This is a genomic window from Streptomyces sp. NPDC002701 (genome assembly GCF_042889045.1).
Classification (GTDB): domain Bacteria; phylum Actinomycetota; class Actinomycetes; order Streptomycetales; family Streptomycetaceae; genus Streptomyces.
In genome coordinates this window covers 252084-266160 of sequence record NZ_JBIAQL010000007.1, presented here as the reverse complement: position 1 = coordinate 266160, position 14077 = coordinate 252084, and the positions used below count along the sequence as shown (strand labels likewise).

The window sequence follows — 14077 nt, the reverse complement described above, 5'->3', positions numbered from 1 at the left end:
CGAACGGATGCGCCCGCGCTCGGGTACGGCTCAGCCGGGGAAGCGGCCGGTCGAGCGCAACTGCCAGCGGCGTTCCGCGTAGGCCAGATCGTCGCGCCACAGACGTCCGGCCGCGGCCCGCACCAGCGGTCGCAGCAGTGGTGTCATCCTGCGGGCGACGGTGAACCCGGCTCGGTCCGACGCCGCCACGACCGCCTCCACCACCGCCGTGCGGGGCCTGCCCCGGTCGTCGGGGCCGAGCGGGGTCGCATGGGTCTCGACGACCGATCCCCGCCCCTCGCCCTCCGTGATGTGCATGACGACCGTGCGCGGCTCGGGCGCGGTGAACACCGCCCGTACGGGCACGACGAGCCGTCCGGCGAGCTTGAAGGACACGTCGACGGCGAACCCGTCCTCACCCGTCGCCGACGGGGTGTCGACGACGGTCAGGTCGACGAAGGAGTACGGATGGAACCAGGCCCCGTGCCACGGGTCCAGCCGGTTGGCCACGATGTCCTCGGGCTCGCACGTGCCGACGCCGGCGTACACGGCGGACACCGCTCCCGCCAGGTCCGGCCGCATCGGAACCACCGGGGCCGCCAGGGGCGCCTCACCGCCGACGCCGTCCAGGCGCACCCACACCAGCACGCCGTCGTCGTGCACGGGCAGCGGTTCCCAGCCCGCGAACGCCGTGCCCCGCAGGGCCAGTCCGTGCCAGTGGCAGACGAGGGTGCCGCAGCGGACCGGGCTGTCCCGGAGCGGGGCGCCCAGATGGGGGCAGATGCCGGGCCCGGCCACCAGCCGGCCGGTGGCGTCGCGCCAGACGACGACCTCCTGCCCGGCGACCGTCCGGGCCAGCGGCCGGTCGTCGCGGACGTCCCGGCCGGCGCCCACGACGTACCAGTTGCCCGACGGGCGCGCCTGGGCGCCCTTCAGGGCCTGGGCGATCACCCCCGGGCGGGCCTCGCGCCACGTCGGACGCTGCCGTTCCCAGGCCACCGGGTTCCTGCGCAGCGACAGCGGAAACCGTCCGCGGCGGACGGGACGACCGGAGCTCATACGGTCTCCTCCTGCAACGGCGCCGCAGCGGCGGGGGAGGCGCCCGGCACCGCGTTCCCGCCGAACGGCAGCGCACGCGTCGCGGGCCGCTCCGCCCGGCGCTCGCGCGTTCCGGTCCGGGCGGCCAGCAGCCGGACGAGCCCGTCGACGGCCACCGCGGCACGGCGCCGCCGCGGGACCACGGCGCGGCGGTGCAGCACCGCGTGTCCGTCGTCGGCGACGGCGTCCAGAATGCCGCCGTACAGCACGAAAGCCGTACGCACGCAGGGCCGTGACACCGGGTCGAGCATCGCGAGCCCCGGTGCCGCCTCGCGGTAGACACCGCGGGTGAGGTCCTCGACGGCCCGCAGCGCCTCGGTGATCCGCGGGTCGCGGCGGCCGGTGCCGCGGCTCCAGCTCAGCAGTTCCCGGTCGACGCCGTGGGCGCGCAGCAGATCGGCGGGCAGGTAGACACGTCCCCGGTCGAGGTCCTCGCCGACGTCGCGCAGGAAATTGGTCAGCTGGAAGGCCACGCCCAGGGCGGCGGCGTGCGGGGCGGCCTCCTCGCGCGGGACCACGGTGCCCAGGATCGGCAGCATCTGGAGCCCGATGACCGCCGCCGAACCGTGCATGTACGCGCGCAGGTCGTCGTACGTCGGATAGTCGGTGACCTCCAGGTCGCTGCGCATGGACGCCATGAAGTCGCTGAAGTGCCGGTGGTCGATGGCGTACCGCCGCGCCGTGTCGGCGAGTGCGAGGACGACCGGCTCGGTGCTGCCGCCGTCCCTGAGCCCCCGCTCCAGGTGCCGGTGCAGGCGGGCGAGGTCCGCGGCGCGGCGATGGGGCGGGACGCGCGCGTCCAGGTCGTCGACGATGTCGTCCGCCCAGCGGGCGAAGCCGTAGAGGGCGTGGACGGCGGGGCGCCGTGCGACGGGCAGCAGCCGGGTGGCGAGGAAGTACGTCCTGCCGTGCCGGGCGTTGAGCCGGCGGCAGCGGGCGTAGGCGTCGCGCAGCGCCGGTTCGGTGATGCCTGCCGCGTCGAGTTCGCGGGCGGTCATCGGCGGGTCCCTTCCGGTGCTGTCGGTTCCGTCGGTGCTGTGGGTGTTCCGGGTGGTGCGGGTGCGTGCGGTGCGGTCCGCGTGGCCGGTGCGGTGCGTACGCGCCTCGGGGCGGGGGCCGGCCGCGTTCCGGTGATCCGGGCCGCGGCGAGCTTGCCGGACAGCAGCACGGTCGGGACGCCCACGCCCGGCGTGGTGCCGCACCCGGCGAGCACGGCGTTCTCGGTACCGCGCACGAGGTTGCGCGGCCGGAACGGGCCGGTCTGCGCGAAGGTGTGGGCGGCCGAGAAGGGGGTGCCCGCGGCGTGTCCCTGGGCGGTCCAGTCGGCCGGGGTGACCAGGGTCTCCTCCTCGACGGCGTCGGCGAAGCCGTCGAGTCCGCGCCGCTCCAGCTCCCGCAGGACGCTGTCGCGGTAGCGCGGGGCGAGCTCGCCCCAGGCGGCGGCGTCCGGCCCGATGTCGGTGTTCGGGCACGGGGCGAGCACGTAGTGGAGGTGGCGGCCGGGCGGGGCGAGAGTCGGGTCGGTGGCGGTGGGCCGGGTGATGAGCAGCGAGGGATCGCTCATCAGCTCGCCGGTCCGCGTGAGCTGGTCGAAGGTGCCGTGCCACTCGGCGCCGAAGGACAGCGTGTGGTGCGCGAGTCCGGGCCAGGTCCGGTCGGTGCCGGCGTGCAGGACGACGGCCGACGGGGCGTGCCTGATCCGCAGGGGGCGGCGCGGCACCTGCCCGAGGAGGCGGTAGGCGACCGGCAGGTCGGGGGTGAGGACCACGGCGTCGCACGCGATGCGTTCCTGGTCGGTGACGACGGCGGTGACACGGTCCCCGGAGCGTTCCAGCCGGGTGACGTCCTGTCCGAGGCGCAGGTCGGCGCCCGCCCGCCCGGCGGCGTCCGCCATGGCCCGGGGGAGGGCGTGCATGCCGCCACGGGGGAAGTACACGCCGGCGACCGTGTCCATGTAGGCGATGACGGCGTACGCGGCGAGGGCCTGCTTCGGCGGGACACCGGCGTACAGCGACTGGAACGAGAAGACACGGCGCAGGCGTTCGTCGCGCAGGTGGCGGCCGATGCGCGCGTCCAGCCGCCCGAAGCCGCCGAGCGCCGCGAGCCGCGCCAGGTCGGGGGTCAGCAGCTGGAAGGGCGAGTCGAAGTTCGTGTCGATGAAGCGCCGCATCTGCGCTCGGTACAGCTGTTCGAGCCACCGGCGCAGCCGCCGGTAGCCCGCGGCCTCCCCGGCCCCCGCGAAGCGTTCGACCTCGGCCTCCATCGCCTCCGCGTCGGTGTGCACGTCGAGGCCGCTGCCGTCCGCGAACAGCGCCCGGTAGGCCGGGTGCAGCGGGATGAGGTCGACGCGGTCCCGCAGGTTCTCGCCGACCGCGGCGAAGGCTTCGTCGGCCAGGCCGGGCATCGTCAGCACGGTGGGACCGGTGTCCATGCGGTAGCCGCCGCGCTCCAGCAGTCCGGCGCGTCCTCCGGGCAGTACGTCGCGCTCCACGAGGGTGACCCGGCGGCCCGCGCCGAGCAGGTGCAGGGTGGCCGCCAGGCCGGAGAGCCCGGCGCCGACGACCACCACGTGGTCCGTGCGCCCGGGAACGGTCCTGGTCATCGGACGGCCCCCTCGGCACCGGCGGCCAGCAGGAGCGGGGCGGATGCGCGGTCCCGCTCCCCGCGTGGCGCGGGGGACGCGGGAGAGGCCACGGCCGGAGGGGACACGCCTGCCGTGGCGTGCAGCAGCTCCCGCAGCCGGTGACCGGCCTCCGGTTCCAGCGGGGCGGACCGCAGATGGCGCATGCCCTGGGCGACCAGTCGCTCGATCTTCGCTTCGACGAGGTCACGGGCGCCGGTGGCGGTCAGCACGGCACGGACCTCGTCGAGACCGTCGTCGGACAGGTCGGCGCGGCCGAGGGAACGACGCAGCACGGCCAGGCCGCGCCGGTCCCCGGTCGCCTCCGCCCGGGCCTGCCCCAGGGCGACCAGGTAGGTGGGCTTGCCCGTACGGATGTCGCCGCCCACGGGTTTGCCGGTGCGGCCGGGGTCGCCGAACACGTCGGCGAGGTCGTCGCGCAGCTGGAAGGCGATCCCGATCCGCCGGCCCGCCGAGCACAGGGCCTCGCCGCGCGCGGCGTCCGCTCCGGCCAGCGCCGCCCCGAGCGCCAGCGGACGCTCCACGGAGTACAGCGCGCTCTTGAGACAGGCGGCACGGATCGCGCGGGGCAGGGAATACGAGGAGGTGGCCTGGCCGTGGAGGTCCAGGTACTGCCCGGCCACCATCTCGGTGCGCATGGCGCTCCACAGGTCACGTACCGCGGCCGGTGCCGTGTCGACGGCCGCGACGAGGTCGTCCGCCCAGGCCAGGGCCAGATCCCCGGCGAGGATGGCCGCGGCTTCGCCGAAGCGCGCACCCGGCCCGCCCGGCACGGTGCCGGCGTACTGGGCGGCGACGTCCGCGTGCAGGGCGAGCCGTCCCCGGCGCAGCCGCGCGCCGTCCATCACGTCGTCGTGGACCAGGGCGCAGGTCTGGATCAGTTCGAGGGCGGCGCCCACCCGGAGGGCCGCTTCCGCCCGGTCCGGCCCGCCGCCGCAGGCGCGCAGCGCCCACCACACGAACCGCGAACGCATGCGCTTGCCGCCGTCCAGGGTGAAGCGCGCGACGCGTTCGGCCAGGTCCTGGCCGAACACCGCGTCCAGCGCGGTGGCCCGTTGCGTCCGTTCGGCCAGATGGTCCTTCAGCACACGCCCCACGGCGGCGGATACATCACTGTCGATGACGTGCAGGTCGTCCAGGTGCAGGTCGTCCACGGGCAGCGGGAGCCGTGCGGAGGAAGAGGACTCCGCGCGGCCCGCGGAGTGCGGCGGCGGGGGCAGGGGCGGGAGCTCGCGATGAGAGCCGGGCGATGCCCCGGCCGCGGAGTGATCCTTCGCCTCGCTGGAGCGCATCCCGGTTCCCTCTCGTCGCGATCGCATAGGTGTCTGACGGAACGCTTTCCGTGGCAGGGGCGGCCACGGATGCGCCGGGCGGGCGAGAAGGTGCGGTCGGTGCCCGACGGGTGGGCCGACCGGGCGACGACGTGTCCCCGGACCGCCCGTGAAGTGATGCAGAGGCGATGCAAGTTGTTGCGTCGGCCGGGCCTCTCGCAGGGTGGGAGGCCGGGGCCGTCCCGGAGCGACCGACGACCGACACCCGTGGGACGGGCGACGACGGGTACCCCGACCGCGCGACGGAACGACCACCGCCCACACGAGGAGCGAGCATCATGACCGCACACCAGGTCACCGAGCGGGCCCTCGACGTCCCGCGGTGGGCTCCGGCGGAGGAGCACCTCGCCGACGAGGAACTCGCCGCGCAGTTCGCCGCCGGCGACGAAGCCTGTCTCGCCGCCGTCTACCGCCGTTGGGGCGCCCTGGTCTACAGCCTGGCGCAGCGTTCCCTGGGGGACGTGCGGGAGGCGGAGGACGTCACACAGACGGTGTTCCTGGCCGCGTGGCGGGGGCGTGCCGGATTCGCCCCGGAGCGCGGGGCGCTGGGCGCGTGGCTCGTCGGGATCACCCGGCGGAAGGTCGCCGACGCCCTGTCCGCGCGGACCCGCCGGGCCGAGCTCGTGGCGGCCGCCGGGGCGCGGATGTCCGTCGGGCCCGCGGACCACGACAGCCAGGCCGCCGTGCTCGACCGGGTCCTCCTCGGCCATGAACTGGCCAGGCTGCCGGCGGCTCAGCGGCGGGTGCTGACGCTGGCCTTCTACGACGACCTGACGCAGACGCAGATCGCCGAGCTCACCGGATGGCCGCTGGGCACCGTCAAGAGCCATGCCCGGCGGGGGCTGCACCGGCTCAGCCGGTGCCTTCAGGACGACGGGGTGTCGGGGCGGGAAGAGTGATTCGCTGCAGAAGCGATGCGGATCCCCTCCGAAGCTGCCCTTGCCTTCCGGACGCCGCCCCGGGCCGGTGCGTTGCGGGTGCCGGGCCGTCGTGGCTGGTCGCGCGGTTCCCCGCGCCCCTGCAGGGGGCGGGTGGTGCATCCGGGGTCGGGGCGGCGGGCGTAAAGGGGTGGACACCGTTCGTCCCTGCGGGACAGGTCGGGAGGAGGTGGCGACGTGGTGGGAGCCCGGGTCCCGGGCCACATCCCGAACGCGGAGCTCGCCGTCCGCGCGCTCGACGGGAACCGGAGCGTGTGGAGCGCCGCCGCCGCGCGGCACCTCGCCGGGTGCGCGGTCTGCCGCGAACAGCTCACCGCCTACGAACGCGTCGTCGCGGCCGGCCGGCTGACCCGTCCGGGGCAGGTGCTGCTGAACCCGCCCCGAGGGGTGTGGGCCGCGGTCCGGACCGGCCTCGCGGTCGACAGCCGCCGTACGACGCCGTCGGGCCGGCCCCACGCCCGTACCCTCCTGGCCCTCCGGCGTGCCGGGTCCCACGTCCTGCGGGGTTCGGCCGCCGTCGTGCGTGCCGCCGCCCGCCTCCACGCCCGGCTTCGGCCCCAGCACCCTCACCACCGCCCCCGCGGCCCGCACGGGTGAGCCGTCGCTCGGCCGCCGGCCCCCCCGGCCCCGCCTGCATCCGCGCGGGCCCGGTGGAGGGAAGGGTGGGGACAGGTCACCGGCCGCCCGCGCACCGCCGGTGGAACACACAGGGGAGGGAGCGGTCCGTGCTCGACGCCGAGGTGGCCATCGTGGGCGGAGGAGCCGCGGGACTGTCCCTGGCCCACCGGCTCGCCCGCCCCGCCCCCGGAGAACGGCGCGTGTCGGCGGTCCTGGTGGACGCCCCGCCCGGCCCGCTCCGCCCGCCGAGCCGCACCTGGTGCTTCTGGGAGAAGGGCCCAGGACCGTACGACGCCGCGCTGACCGCCGCCTGGCGACGTCTGCGGGTCCACACCCCGGCCGGCCGGCCCGCGGCGGACGACATCGCGCCGCTCACCTACAAGATGCTCCGCTCCGACGACTTCGAGCGGCTCGTCGCCCGCGACCTGGCGCGCCAGGCCGACGTCCGCAGGCTGGAGGCGACCGTCGAGACGGTGGACGGCATCTCCGGCGGAGCCGAGATCCATGCACGCACCCGGCAGGGCCACCCCGTGACCGTGCGCGCCCGCTGGGTCTTCGACTCCCGCCCGCTCGGCAGCCTCCCGGCGGCCCGCACCACCCTGCTGCAGCACTTCCACGGCTGGTTCGTCCGTACCGGCCGGCCGGTGTTCGATCCCGGCACGGTGGACCTCATGGACTTCCGGGTCCCGCAGCCGCCGCGCGGGCTCGCCTTCGGCTACGTCCTGCCGACCGGCCGCCACGAGGCACTGGTGGAGTACACCGAGTTCTCCGGCGCCGTCCTGTCCCGGCAGGCGTACGAGGCCGCCCTGCGCCGCTACGCCGAGGACGTGCTGCACCTCGGTGACTTCGAGGTCGTCTCGGCCGAGACCGGCGTGATTCCCATGACCGACGCGCGCTTCGCCCGCCGGACGGCGCCGTCGGTCTTCCGCATCGGCGCCGCGGGAGGCGCCACCCGGCCGTCCACGGGCTACACCTTCTCCGCCGTGCAGCGCCAGACACGAGCCGTCGTGGACGCCCTGCGCGCGGGCCGCCGGCCGATGCCGCCCCCCGCCCACTCGGCCCGCTCGCGAGCCATGGACGCGGTGCTGCTGCGGGCCCTGGACAGCGGCCGGGTCGACGGCGCCGCGTTCTTCGCGCGGCTCTTCACACGGGTGCCGATGGAACGGCTGCTGCGGTTCCTCGACGGCGGGACCCACCTGTACGAGGACGTCTCCCTCGGCTTCCGCACGCCCGTCCTGCCCATGCTCCGCTCCGCGGCGGAACTGTCCTGGCTGCCCCGCAGGCCCTTTCCCGAGCCGTCGCCGCGGCCTCCCCGAGCCACCTGACACCTACGGAGACCCCATGACCGTGCTGCGCGACGAGGAGCTCGCCGCCGCCTTCGACCACGCCTCTCGCAGCTACGACACCCTGGTGGCCGCCAACCCCGGTTACCACGCCCACCTGCGCCGCTCCGCGCGCCGCCTCGGCCTGCCGAACGGTGGCAGGGCCCTGCGCGTCCTCGACCTGGGATGCGGCACCGGCGCCTCGACGGCCGCGCTGGCCGCGGTCCTGCCCGGAGCCGAGATCACCGCCGTGGACGCCTCCGCCGGCATGCTGGAACGCGCCGCCGCGAAACCGTGGCGGGACGGCGTGACCTTCGTGCAGGCCCCCGCCGAGCGCCTGGCGGAAGCGGGCGTGCGGGGCCCGTACGACGCGGTGTTCGCCGCCTACCTCTTCCGCAACGTCGCCGATCCCGACGCGGTCCTCTCGTCCGTGCGTGAGGCGCTGGCACCTGGGGGACGACTGGCGGTGCACGAGTACACCCTCAGCGGACGGGCCGCCCACCGCGCGGTGTGGACGGGGGTGTGCCGTGGCCTCGTCCTGCCCGTCGCCACCGCCCTCGGCGACGGCACCCTCTACCGCCATCTGTGGCGCAGCGTCGTGGAGTTCGACACGGCGGGCGACTTCGCCGGCCGGGTCCGTGCGGCCGGCCTGCGGGACGTACGGGTGCTGCCCCTGCCGGGCTGGCAGACCGGGATCACCCACACGATCGTCGCCCGCCGCCCGGGCACGGTGGCGGAGGCCGGCCGATGACCGCACCCCGACGACCGGACGCCACCGGGCGAGGACGACCGGATGCCACCGCGCGAGGGGGCGCGGCCGGGCGCGGCAGGGACCGGCGGGCCCGCACGATCCTCCCCGCGCCGGGCGCCCCGCGCCTCACTGGCGACCGCCCGCCGACCACCGCCGTCGTGGGCGGTGGCATCGCCGGGCTGGCCGCCGCCACGGCTCTCGCCGAACGAGGCGTGCGGGTCACGCTCTACGAACGCGAACCCACCCTCGGGGGACGCCTGGCCGGCTGGCCCACGACGCTCTCCGACGGCAGCACCGTGACCATGAGCCGCGGCTTCCACGCCTTCTTCCGCCAGTACTACAACCTGCGCGGACTGCTGCGGCGTACCGATCCGGGTCTCGACCGGCTGCGCGGCCTGCCCGACTATCCCCTGCGGCACGGCAGCGGTCTGCACGACAGCTTCCGGCACGTCCCGCGCACCCCGCCGTGGAGCGCGCTCGGATTCGTCGCCCTGAGCCCCACCTTCGGCCTGCGGGACCTCGTCCGCATGAACCCGGTCGCCGCCCTGCCCCTTCTCGACGTCCGCGTCCCCGAGGTCTACGAGCGACTCGACGGCGTCAGCGCCCATGACTTCCTGGAGTCGATCCGGTTCCCCGAGGCCGCGCACCATCTCGCCTTCGAGGTGTTCTCCCGGAGCTTCTTCGCCGATCCCCGCCGGCTGTCCGCGGCGGAGATGGTGCTGATGTTCCACATCTACTTCCTCGGCTCCTCCGAGGGCCTGCTCTTCGACGTACCCGACGAACCCTTCCCCACCGCCCTGTGGGAACCCCTCGCCACGTATCTGGACGGTCACGGCGTCGAGCTGCGCACCGGCACGCCCGTCGAGACGGTCGAACCCACCCCGGACGGCGGGTTCCTCGTCGCCGCCGGTGCGCGGGAGGAGCGTCACGACACCGCTGTCCTCGCCCTGGACGCAACGGGCCTCGGCGCCCTGGCCGCCCGTTCCCCGCACCTGGGCGACACCGGGTGGCGCGAGCGGACGGCCCGGCTGCGCGGCGCCCCGCCGTTCCTGGTCTCCCGGCTGTGGCTGGACCGCCCGGTCGCCGCCGACCGGCCGGGCTTCCTCGGCACCAGCGGCTACGGGTCCCTCGACAACGTCAGCGTGCTGGAGCGCTGGGAGAGGGAGGCGGCGCGCTGGGCCCGCCGCACCGGGGGCTCGGTCGTGGAACTGCACGCCTACGCCCTCCCGGACGGCGCGATCCGGGAGCCGGAGCAGCAGCACCTGGAGCAGAAGCGCCTGCTGGAGCAACTGCACCAGGTGTATCCGGAGACCCGGGCGGCGACGGTGGTCGACGCCCGGCACGAGTGGCGGGCCGACTGTCCGCTGTTCCCGGTCGGCGGTCACGGCGACCGGCCGACCGTACGCACCTCCGACCCGGGACTGGTGGTGGCCGGCGACCTGGTCCGCACGGACCTGCCCGTGGCGCTCATGGAACGCGCGGCCACGAGCGGTTTCCTCGCGGCCAACGCGCTGCTGGAACGCTGGGGAGTTCGGGGTCAGACCCTGTGGACCGTGCCCGACCGCGGGCGCAGCACGGTGCTGCGCCGCCTGGCGCGGCTCGGCTGACACCGTACGACCGGACGGGCCCGGCACGACCGGGGACGACGACACCGGCACGACCGGGGACGGCGACTCCGGCGCGAACGGGGGGACGGCGGCGCCGGCACGAACGGGTGACGCCGGCGCCGGCGCCGCGACCCGCTCGCCTTAACCCGCCCGCCTTCACCTGCCCGGCGCCCTCACCCGCCCGCCGGCCGGGTCGCGCCTGGTCGGCCGCCCGACGCCGGCCGGGTCGCGCCGGACCGGCCGGCGTCGGGCGGCCGGTCTCCCACCTCCAGACGCGGCCAGTGTGCGAGGTCCCGCAGGAGTTGCCGGTCGTGCGTCGCCACGACGACGGCGGCGCTCGTGTCACGCAGCGCGTCGGTCAACTCGTCGACCAGCGCCGACGCCAGGTGGTTCGTCGGCTCGTCGAGCAGCAGCACCCCGGGGCGCCCGGCCAGTGCCAGGGCCAGGTCGAGGCGCCGCCGCTGCCCCTGCGACATCCGCCCGACCGGCGTACGCAGCGCGTCGGAGTCCAGCAGACCGAGCGCTCGCAGGGGAACGACGTCGGCGTCGCGCAGCACCCCGCGGGCCACCAGCCGTCCCACGTGCCGGGCATGCACCTCACGGGCGGTGAGGCCGGGATCCTGCTCGGCGGTCTCCTGGCGCACCCGGACGAGCCGTACCCCGTGCGACGTCCGTACGTACCCGTCCGTGGGCTCCAGCGCACCGGCCAGCACCGCGAGCAGCGTGGACTTCCCGGCACCGTTCGGGCCCGTGACGAGCAGCCGGTCGCCGCCGTCGAGGGTCAGGTCGACCGGACGGGCGAGCCGCCCCGCGACCGTGACGCCGTGCGCCCGCAACTGCGGCGCCCCGGGCCGGACACCCGGGTCCGGCCACCGCAGTGACGGCGGCGGCTCCGGTACGTCGAGCCGGTGCGCGTCGAGGGCCTCCTGCTGCCGCTTCAGGGCCTGGACCACGCCGGGTGCGCGGGACTGCCGCTGGTGCCTGCCCGTCCCCTTGTCAGGCCGCCAGCCGGTGGAGAGCCGGTCACGGGCCTTCGACGCCGCGTCCCGCAGCCGCCGGTGTTCCTCCTGCTGCTCCTCGTGGTCCTGCTCCCAGCGCTCACGCTCCCGGCGCCGGGCGTCCTGCCACGCGTCGTAGCCGCCCGCGTACAGGCGCGGCCTCCCGTCGCGGGTCGGATCGAGGTCGAGGAACCGGTCGGCGACGTCACGCAGCAGCGCCCGGTCGTGGCTGACGACGGCGAGGCCGCCGTCGTGCTCGCGCAGCCTGCGGGTCAGGAAGTCCAGCCCGTCGGCGTCGAGGTGGTTGGTCGGTTCGTCGAGCAGCAGGACGTCGTGCCGCGCGCCGAGCAGGCACGCAAGGCGGACCCGGTAGCGCTGCCCGACCGACAGGGCCGACAGGGGGCGCTCGCGGTCGGCGCAGGCGCCGAGGGCGTCGAGGGCGACGTCGATCCGGCGTTCGGCGTCCCACGCGTCGAGCCGGGTGGCGGCGTCCAGGGCGGCGGCGTAGCGGTCGTCCGCGGTGGGGTCTCCCCGGGTCAGGGCGAGGGTCGCCTCGTCGAGGGCGCCGAGAGCCGCCCGTGACGCGGCCAGTGCCTCGGCCGTCAGGTCGCCGACGGTCTCCCCGTCGCGTGCGGACAGTTCCTGGCGCGCCAGGCCGATCGTCCCGGCGCGCTGCACCGTCCCCCCGTCGGGCGGGAGGAGTCCGGCGAGGACGTGCAGCAGTGTCGTCTTACCACGGCCGTTCTCGCCGACGACGGCGATCCGCGACCGGGCGGAGACGGTGACCGACACGTCGTCGAGGACGAGCCGGGAGCCGAGGGTGACGGTGACGCCCTCGGCACGGACATGGGCGCGCCCGCCCGCCCCGACGGGCAGGGACATGGCTTCGTGGGTTCTGATGGGGTGCAACGGATGCTCCGCGGCTCGCAGGGGAGCCGGGCAGCGGAAGGGGCCGCCCGGCGGGAACCGGGACGGCGAGCGCGAATTCAGCAGGGAGAAGGCGCCGCCGTCAGCGGGCGGAGCGGACCTTCTGCGACCAGATACCGAGTGCCATGACAGCGAGGCTAGCAGCGCCGGTGCCTCCCGCGCCGCCCGATAAAAAGCGGCCCCCGCCGCACCGCCCGCGGCCGTCCGGGTGCCGCGGCGGTGCGTCCCTTGTTGCCGGAGTGTGCGAACGGGTACTCGGCCGACGGATGTCTACGAAAGGTTCTTGGGATGCGCATTGATCTGAGCGGACGCACGGCACTGGTCACCGGCTCCACCCAGGGGATCGGGGCGGCGATCGCCGCCGGTCTCGCCGGGGCCGGCGCCCGCGTCGCCGTGAACGGCCGGGACGCACGGCGCGCCGAGGAGAGCGCGGACCGGCTCGCCCGGCAGGTGCCCGGCGCGGACGTGCTGCCCGTGGCGGCGGACGTCACCACCGAAGAGGGCGCGGCGCGGGTCCTGGACGCCCTGCCGCAGGTCGACATCCTCGTCAACAACCTCGGGATCTTCGGGTCCGAGGACCCGCTGGACATCACCGACGACGAATGGCGCCGCTACTTCGAGGTCAACGTCCTGGCCGCCGTGCGGCTGACCCGCTCGTACCTGCCGGGGATGACCGAGCGGGGGTGGGGGCGGATCCAGTACATCGCCAGCGACTCGGCGGTGGTCATCCCCGCGGAGATGATCCACTACGGCATGTCGAAGACGGCCCTGCTCGCGGTCGGCCGGGGTTTCGCGAAGCGGGCGGCAGGCACGGGCGTCACGGTGAATTCCGTCATCGCCGGGCCGACCCACACCGGCGGGGTCGAGGACTTCGTGTACGGGCTCGTCGACCGGGATCTGCCGTGGGACGAGGCACAGCGGGTCTTCATGCGTGAGCACCGGCCGCAGTCCCTGTTGCAGCGGCTGATCGAGCCGGAGGAGATCGCCAACATGGTCGTCTACCTGAGCTCCGACCAGGCGTCGGCCACCACGGGCGGCGCTCTGCGCGTCGACGGCGGATACGTCGACTCCATCCTGCCGTGACAGGTGGCCGGCATGCGCGTGCGCCGGCCGTCATCGGCCGTCCTCGCCCCGGCACCACGGTCGTCGCAGGGCGGGCGGGTGTCAGCTGGGCGGGTACGGGGCCGCCTTCAGCCGGCGGGCTAGGTGGGCGGTGTTGGCCGCCAGGGTGGCCGTCGTGGCCGAGGTGGTCTCGGGGGTCTTGTCGAGGTCCTGGTAGTCGACGCCCTGCATGGCCTCACCGACCCAGTAGGTGACGGCGTTCGGAGCGAGCGAGAATCCCACGTCGTTGAGTCCCTGGAAGAGGTCGGCGCTGACCTTGTGGGCGCCGTCCTCGTTGCCGACGACGCACACCGCGGCGACCTTTCCGAAGGTGAGCATCCGCCCTTCGTCGTCCGTCTCGGAGATCTCGGCGTCCAGACGTTCCATGACCCGCTGGGCGATGCTGGACGGATGCCCCAGCCAGATCGGCGTCGAGAGGATCAGGATGTCGGCGCCCATGATCGTGTCCCGGATCGCCGGCCACTCGTCACCGTCACCCATGTCGGTCTCGACCCCCGGCCGCACGTCGTGGTCGGCGACACGGATCACCTCGCCGGTGACGCCGTGCTCGCCGAGCGCCGCGACGGTCTGCTCGGCCAGCAGGTGCGAACTGGACGCGGCGGGCGAGGGGGACAGGCTGCAGACGAGTGCGACAGCCCGCAGAGGGGTCGTTCCGGTGGTGGTCATGCCGCCTGGGTACCCCTTCGCCCGGCGTCTATCCAAGGCGGGAATCCGGCTGCTTCCGGAGGGCGTGGGACCCGGGGCG

At 75.2% G+C, this 14077-nt stretch carries 12 protein-coding genes; 6 read left to right on the top strand and 6 right to left on the bottom strand.

The window, feature by feature from the left end:
• Positions 1-30: 30 nt before the first annotated feature.
• Genes ACFYXC_RS21590 through ACFYXC_RS21575 form a run of 4 tightly spaced genes read right to left on the bottom strand, consistent with a single transcriptional unit; the run spans position 31 to position 5010 of the window.
• Positions 31-1038 (bottom strand): DUF5914 domain-containing protein, encoded by a 1008-nt coding sequence (locus ACFYXC_RS21590; RefSeq protein WP_389553677.1) that lies wholly within the window; start codon positions 1036-1038, stop codon positions 31-33.
• The gene (locus tag ACFYXC_RS21585; protein WP_389553676.1) at positions 1035-2075 is read right to left on the bottom strand and encodes a phytoene/squalene synthase family protein; all 1041 of its coding nucleotides are present in this window, start codon (positions 2073-2075) and stop codon (positions 1035-1037) included. Before ACFYXC_RS21585 ends, ACFYXC_RS21590 begins: the two co-directional genes overlap by 4 nt.
• Positions 2072-3679 (bottom strand): phytoene desaturase, encoded by a 1608-nt coding sequence (locus tag ACFYXC_RS21580; RefSeq protein ID WP_389553675.1) that lies wholly within the window; start codon positions 3677-3679, stop codon positions 2072-2074. The genes ACFYXC_RS21585 and ACFYXC_RS21580 overlap by 4 nt, the downstream gene beginning before the upstream one ends.
• Positions 3676-5010 (bottom strand): polyprenyl synthetase family protein, encoded by a 1335-nt coding sequence (locus ACFYXC_RS21575; RefSeq protein WP_389553674.1) that lies wholly within the window; start codon positions 5008-5010, stop codon positions 3676-3678. Before ACFYXC_RS21575 ends, ACFYXC_RS21580 begins: the two co-directional genes overlap by 4 nt.
• A 317-nt stretch (positions 5011-5327) precedes the next feature.
• On the opposite strand from ACFYXC_RS21575, the gene ACFYXC_RS21570 reads away from it, so the two are divergent.
• The 5 genes from ACFYXC_RS21570 (at position 5328) to ACFYXC_RS21550 (ending at position 10285) form a co-directional block, all read left to right on the top strand.
• Entirely contained in the window at positions 5328-5948 is a 621-nt protein-coding gene (locus ACFYXC_RS21570) for a sigma-70 family RNA polymerase sigma factor (protein WP_389553673.1), read from the top strand.
• 216 nt (positions 5949-6164) lie between these two features.
• Positions 6165-6584, top strand: a complete 420-nt coding sequence (locus ACFYXC_RS21565) for a hypothetical protein (protein WP_389553672.1) — start codon at positions 6165-6167, stop codon at positions 6582-6584.
• 128 nt (positions 6585-6712) lie between these two features.
• Entirely contained in the window at positions 6713-7930 is a 1218-nt protein-coding gene (locus ACFYXC_RS21560) for a lycopene cyclase family protein (protein ID WP_389553671.1), read from the top strand.
• Positions 7931-7946: 16 nt separating this feature from the next.
• Positions 7947-8678, top strand: a complete 732-nt coding sequence (locus ACFYXC_RS21555) for a methyltransferase (RefSeq protein ID WP_388906143.1) — start codon at positions 7947-7949, stop codon at positions 8676-8678.
• The gene (locus ACFYXC_RS21550; protein ID WP_389553670.1) at positions 8675-10285 is read left to right on the top strand and encodes an FAD-dependent oxidoreductase; all 1611 of its coding nucleotides are present in this window, start codon (positions 8675-8677) and stop codon (positions 10283-10285) included. The genes ACFYXC_RS21555 and ACFYXC_RS21550 overlap by 4 nt, the downstream gene beginning before the upstream one ends.
• A 173-nt stretch (positions 10286-10458) precedes the next feature.
• Here the strand turns inward: ACFYXC_RS21550 and ACFYXC_RS21545 are convergent, their stop codons facing one another.
• Positions 10459-12192: an ABC-F family ATP-binding cassette domain-containing protein gene (locus ACFYXC_RS21545; protein WP_389553669.1), complete on the bottom strand. Its 1734-nt coding sequence runs from the start codon at positions 12190-12192 to the stop codon at positions 10459-10461.
• Between the two features lie 306 nt (positions 12193-12498).
• On the opposite strand from ACFYXC_RS21545, the gene ACFYXC_RS21540 reads away from it, so the two are divergent.
• Positions 12499-13293, top strand: a complete 795-nt coding sequence (locus ACFYXC_RS21540) for an SDR family NAD(P)-dependent oxidoreductase (protein WP_389553668.1) — start codon at positions 12499-12501, stop codon at positions 13291-13293.
• Between the two features lie 81 nt (positions 13294-13374).
• Here the strand turns inward: ACFYXC_RS21540 and ACFYXC_RS21535 are convergent, their stop codons facing one another.
• A complete protein-coding gene (locus ACFYXC_RS21535; RefSeq protein WP_389553667.1) occupies positions 13375-13998 on the bottom strand; it encodes a flavodoxin family protein in 624 nt (207 codons plus the stop codon).
• Positions 13999-14077 lie beyond the last annotated feature (79 nt).

What these genes read in the sequence shown, in the direction of transcription:
- ACFYXC_RS21590 (WP_389553677.1), bottom strand. Translation starts at nt 1,038, where the DNA reads ATGAGCTCCGGTCGTCCCGTCCGCCGCGGACGGTTTCCGCTGTCGCTG.
- ACFYXC_RS21585 (WP_389553676.1), bottom strand. Translation starts at nt 2,075, where the DNA reads ATGACCGCCCGCGAACTCGACGCGGCAGGCATCACCGAACCGGCGCTG.
- ACFYXC_RS21580 (WP_389553675.1), bottom strand. Translation starts at nt 3,679, where the DNA reads ATGACCAGGACCGTTCCCGGGCGCACGGACCACGTGGTGGTCGTCGGC.
- ACFYXC_RS21575 (WP_389553674.1), bottom strand. Translation starts at nt 5,010, where the DNA reads ATGCGCTCCAGCGAGGCGAAGGATCACTCCGCGGCCGGGGCATCGCCC.
- ACFYXC_RS21570 (WP_389553673.1), top strand. Translation starts at nt 5,328, where the DNA reads ATGACCGCACACCAGGTCACCGAGCGGGCCCTCGACGTCCCGCGGTGG.
- ACFYXC_RS21555 (WP_388906143.1), top strand. Translation starts at nt 7,947, where the DNA reads ATGACCGTGCTGCGCGACGAGGAGCTCGCCGCCGCCTTCGACCACGCC.
- ACFYXC_RS21550 (WP_389553670.1), top strand. Translation starts at nt 8,675, where the DNA reads ATGACCGCACCCCGACGACCGGACGCCACCGGGCGAGGACGACCGGAT.
- ACFYXC_RS21540 (WP_389553668.1), top strand. Translation starts at nt 12,499, where the DNA reads ATGCGCATTGATCTGAGCGGACGCACGGCACTGGTCACCGGCTCCACC.
- ACFYXC_RS21535 (WP_389553667.1), bottom strand. Translation starts at nt 13,998, where the DNA reads ATGACCACCACCGGAACGACCCCTCTGCGGGCTGTCGCACTCGTCTGC.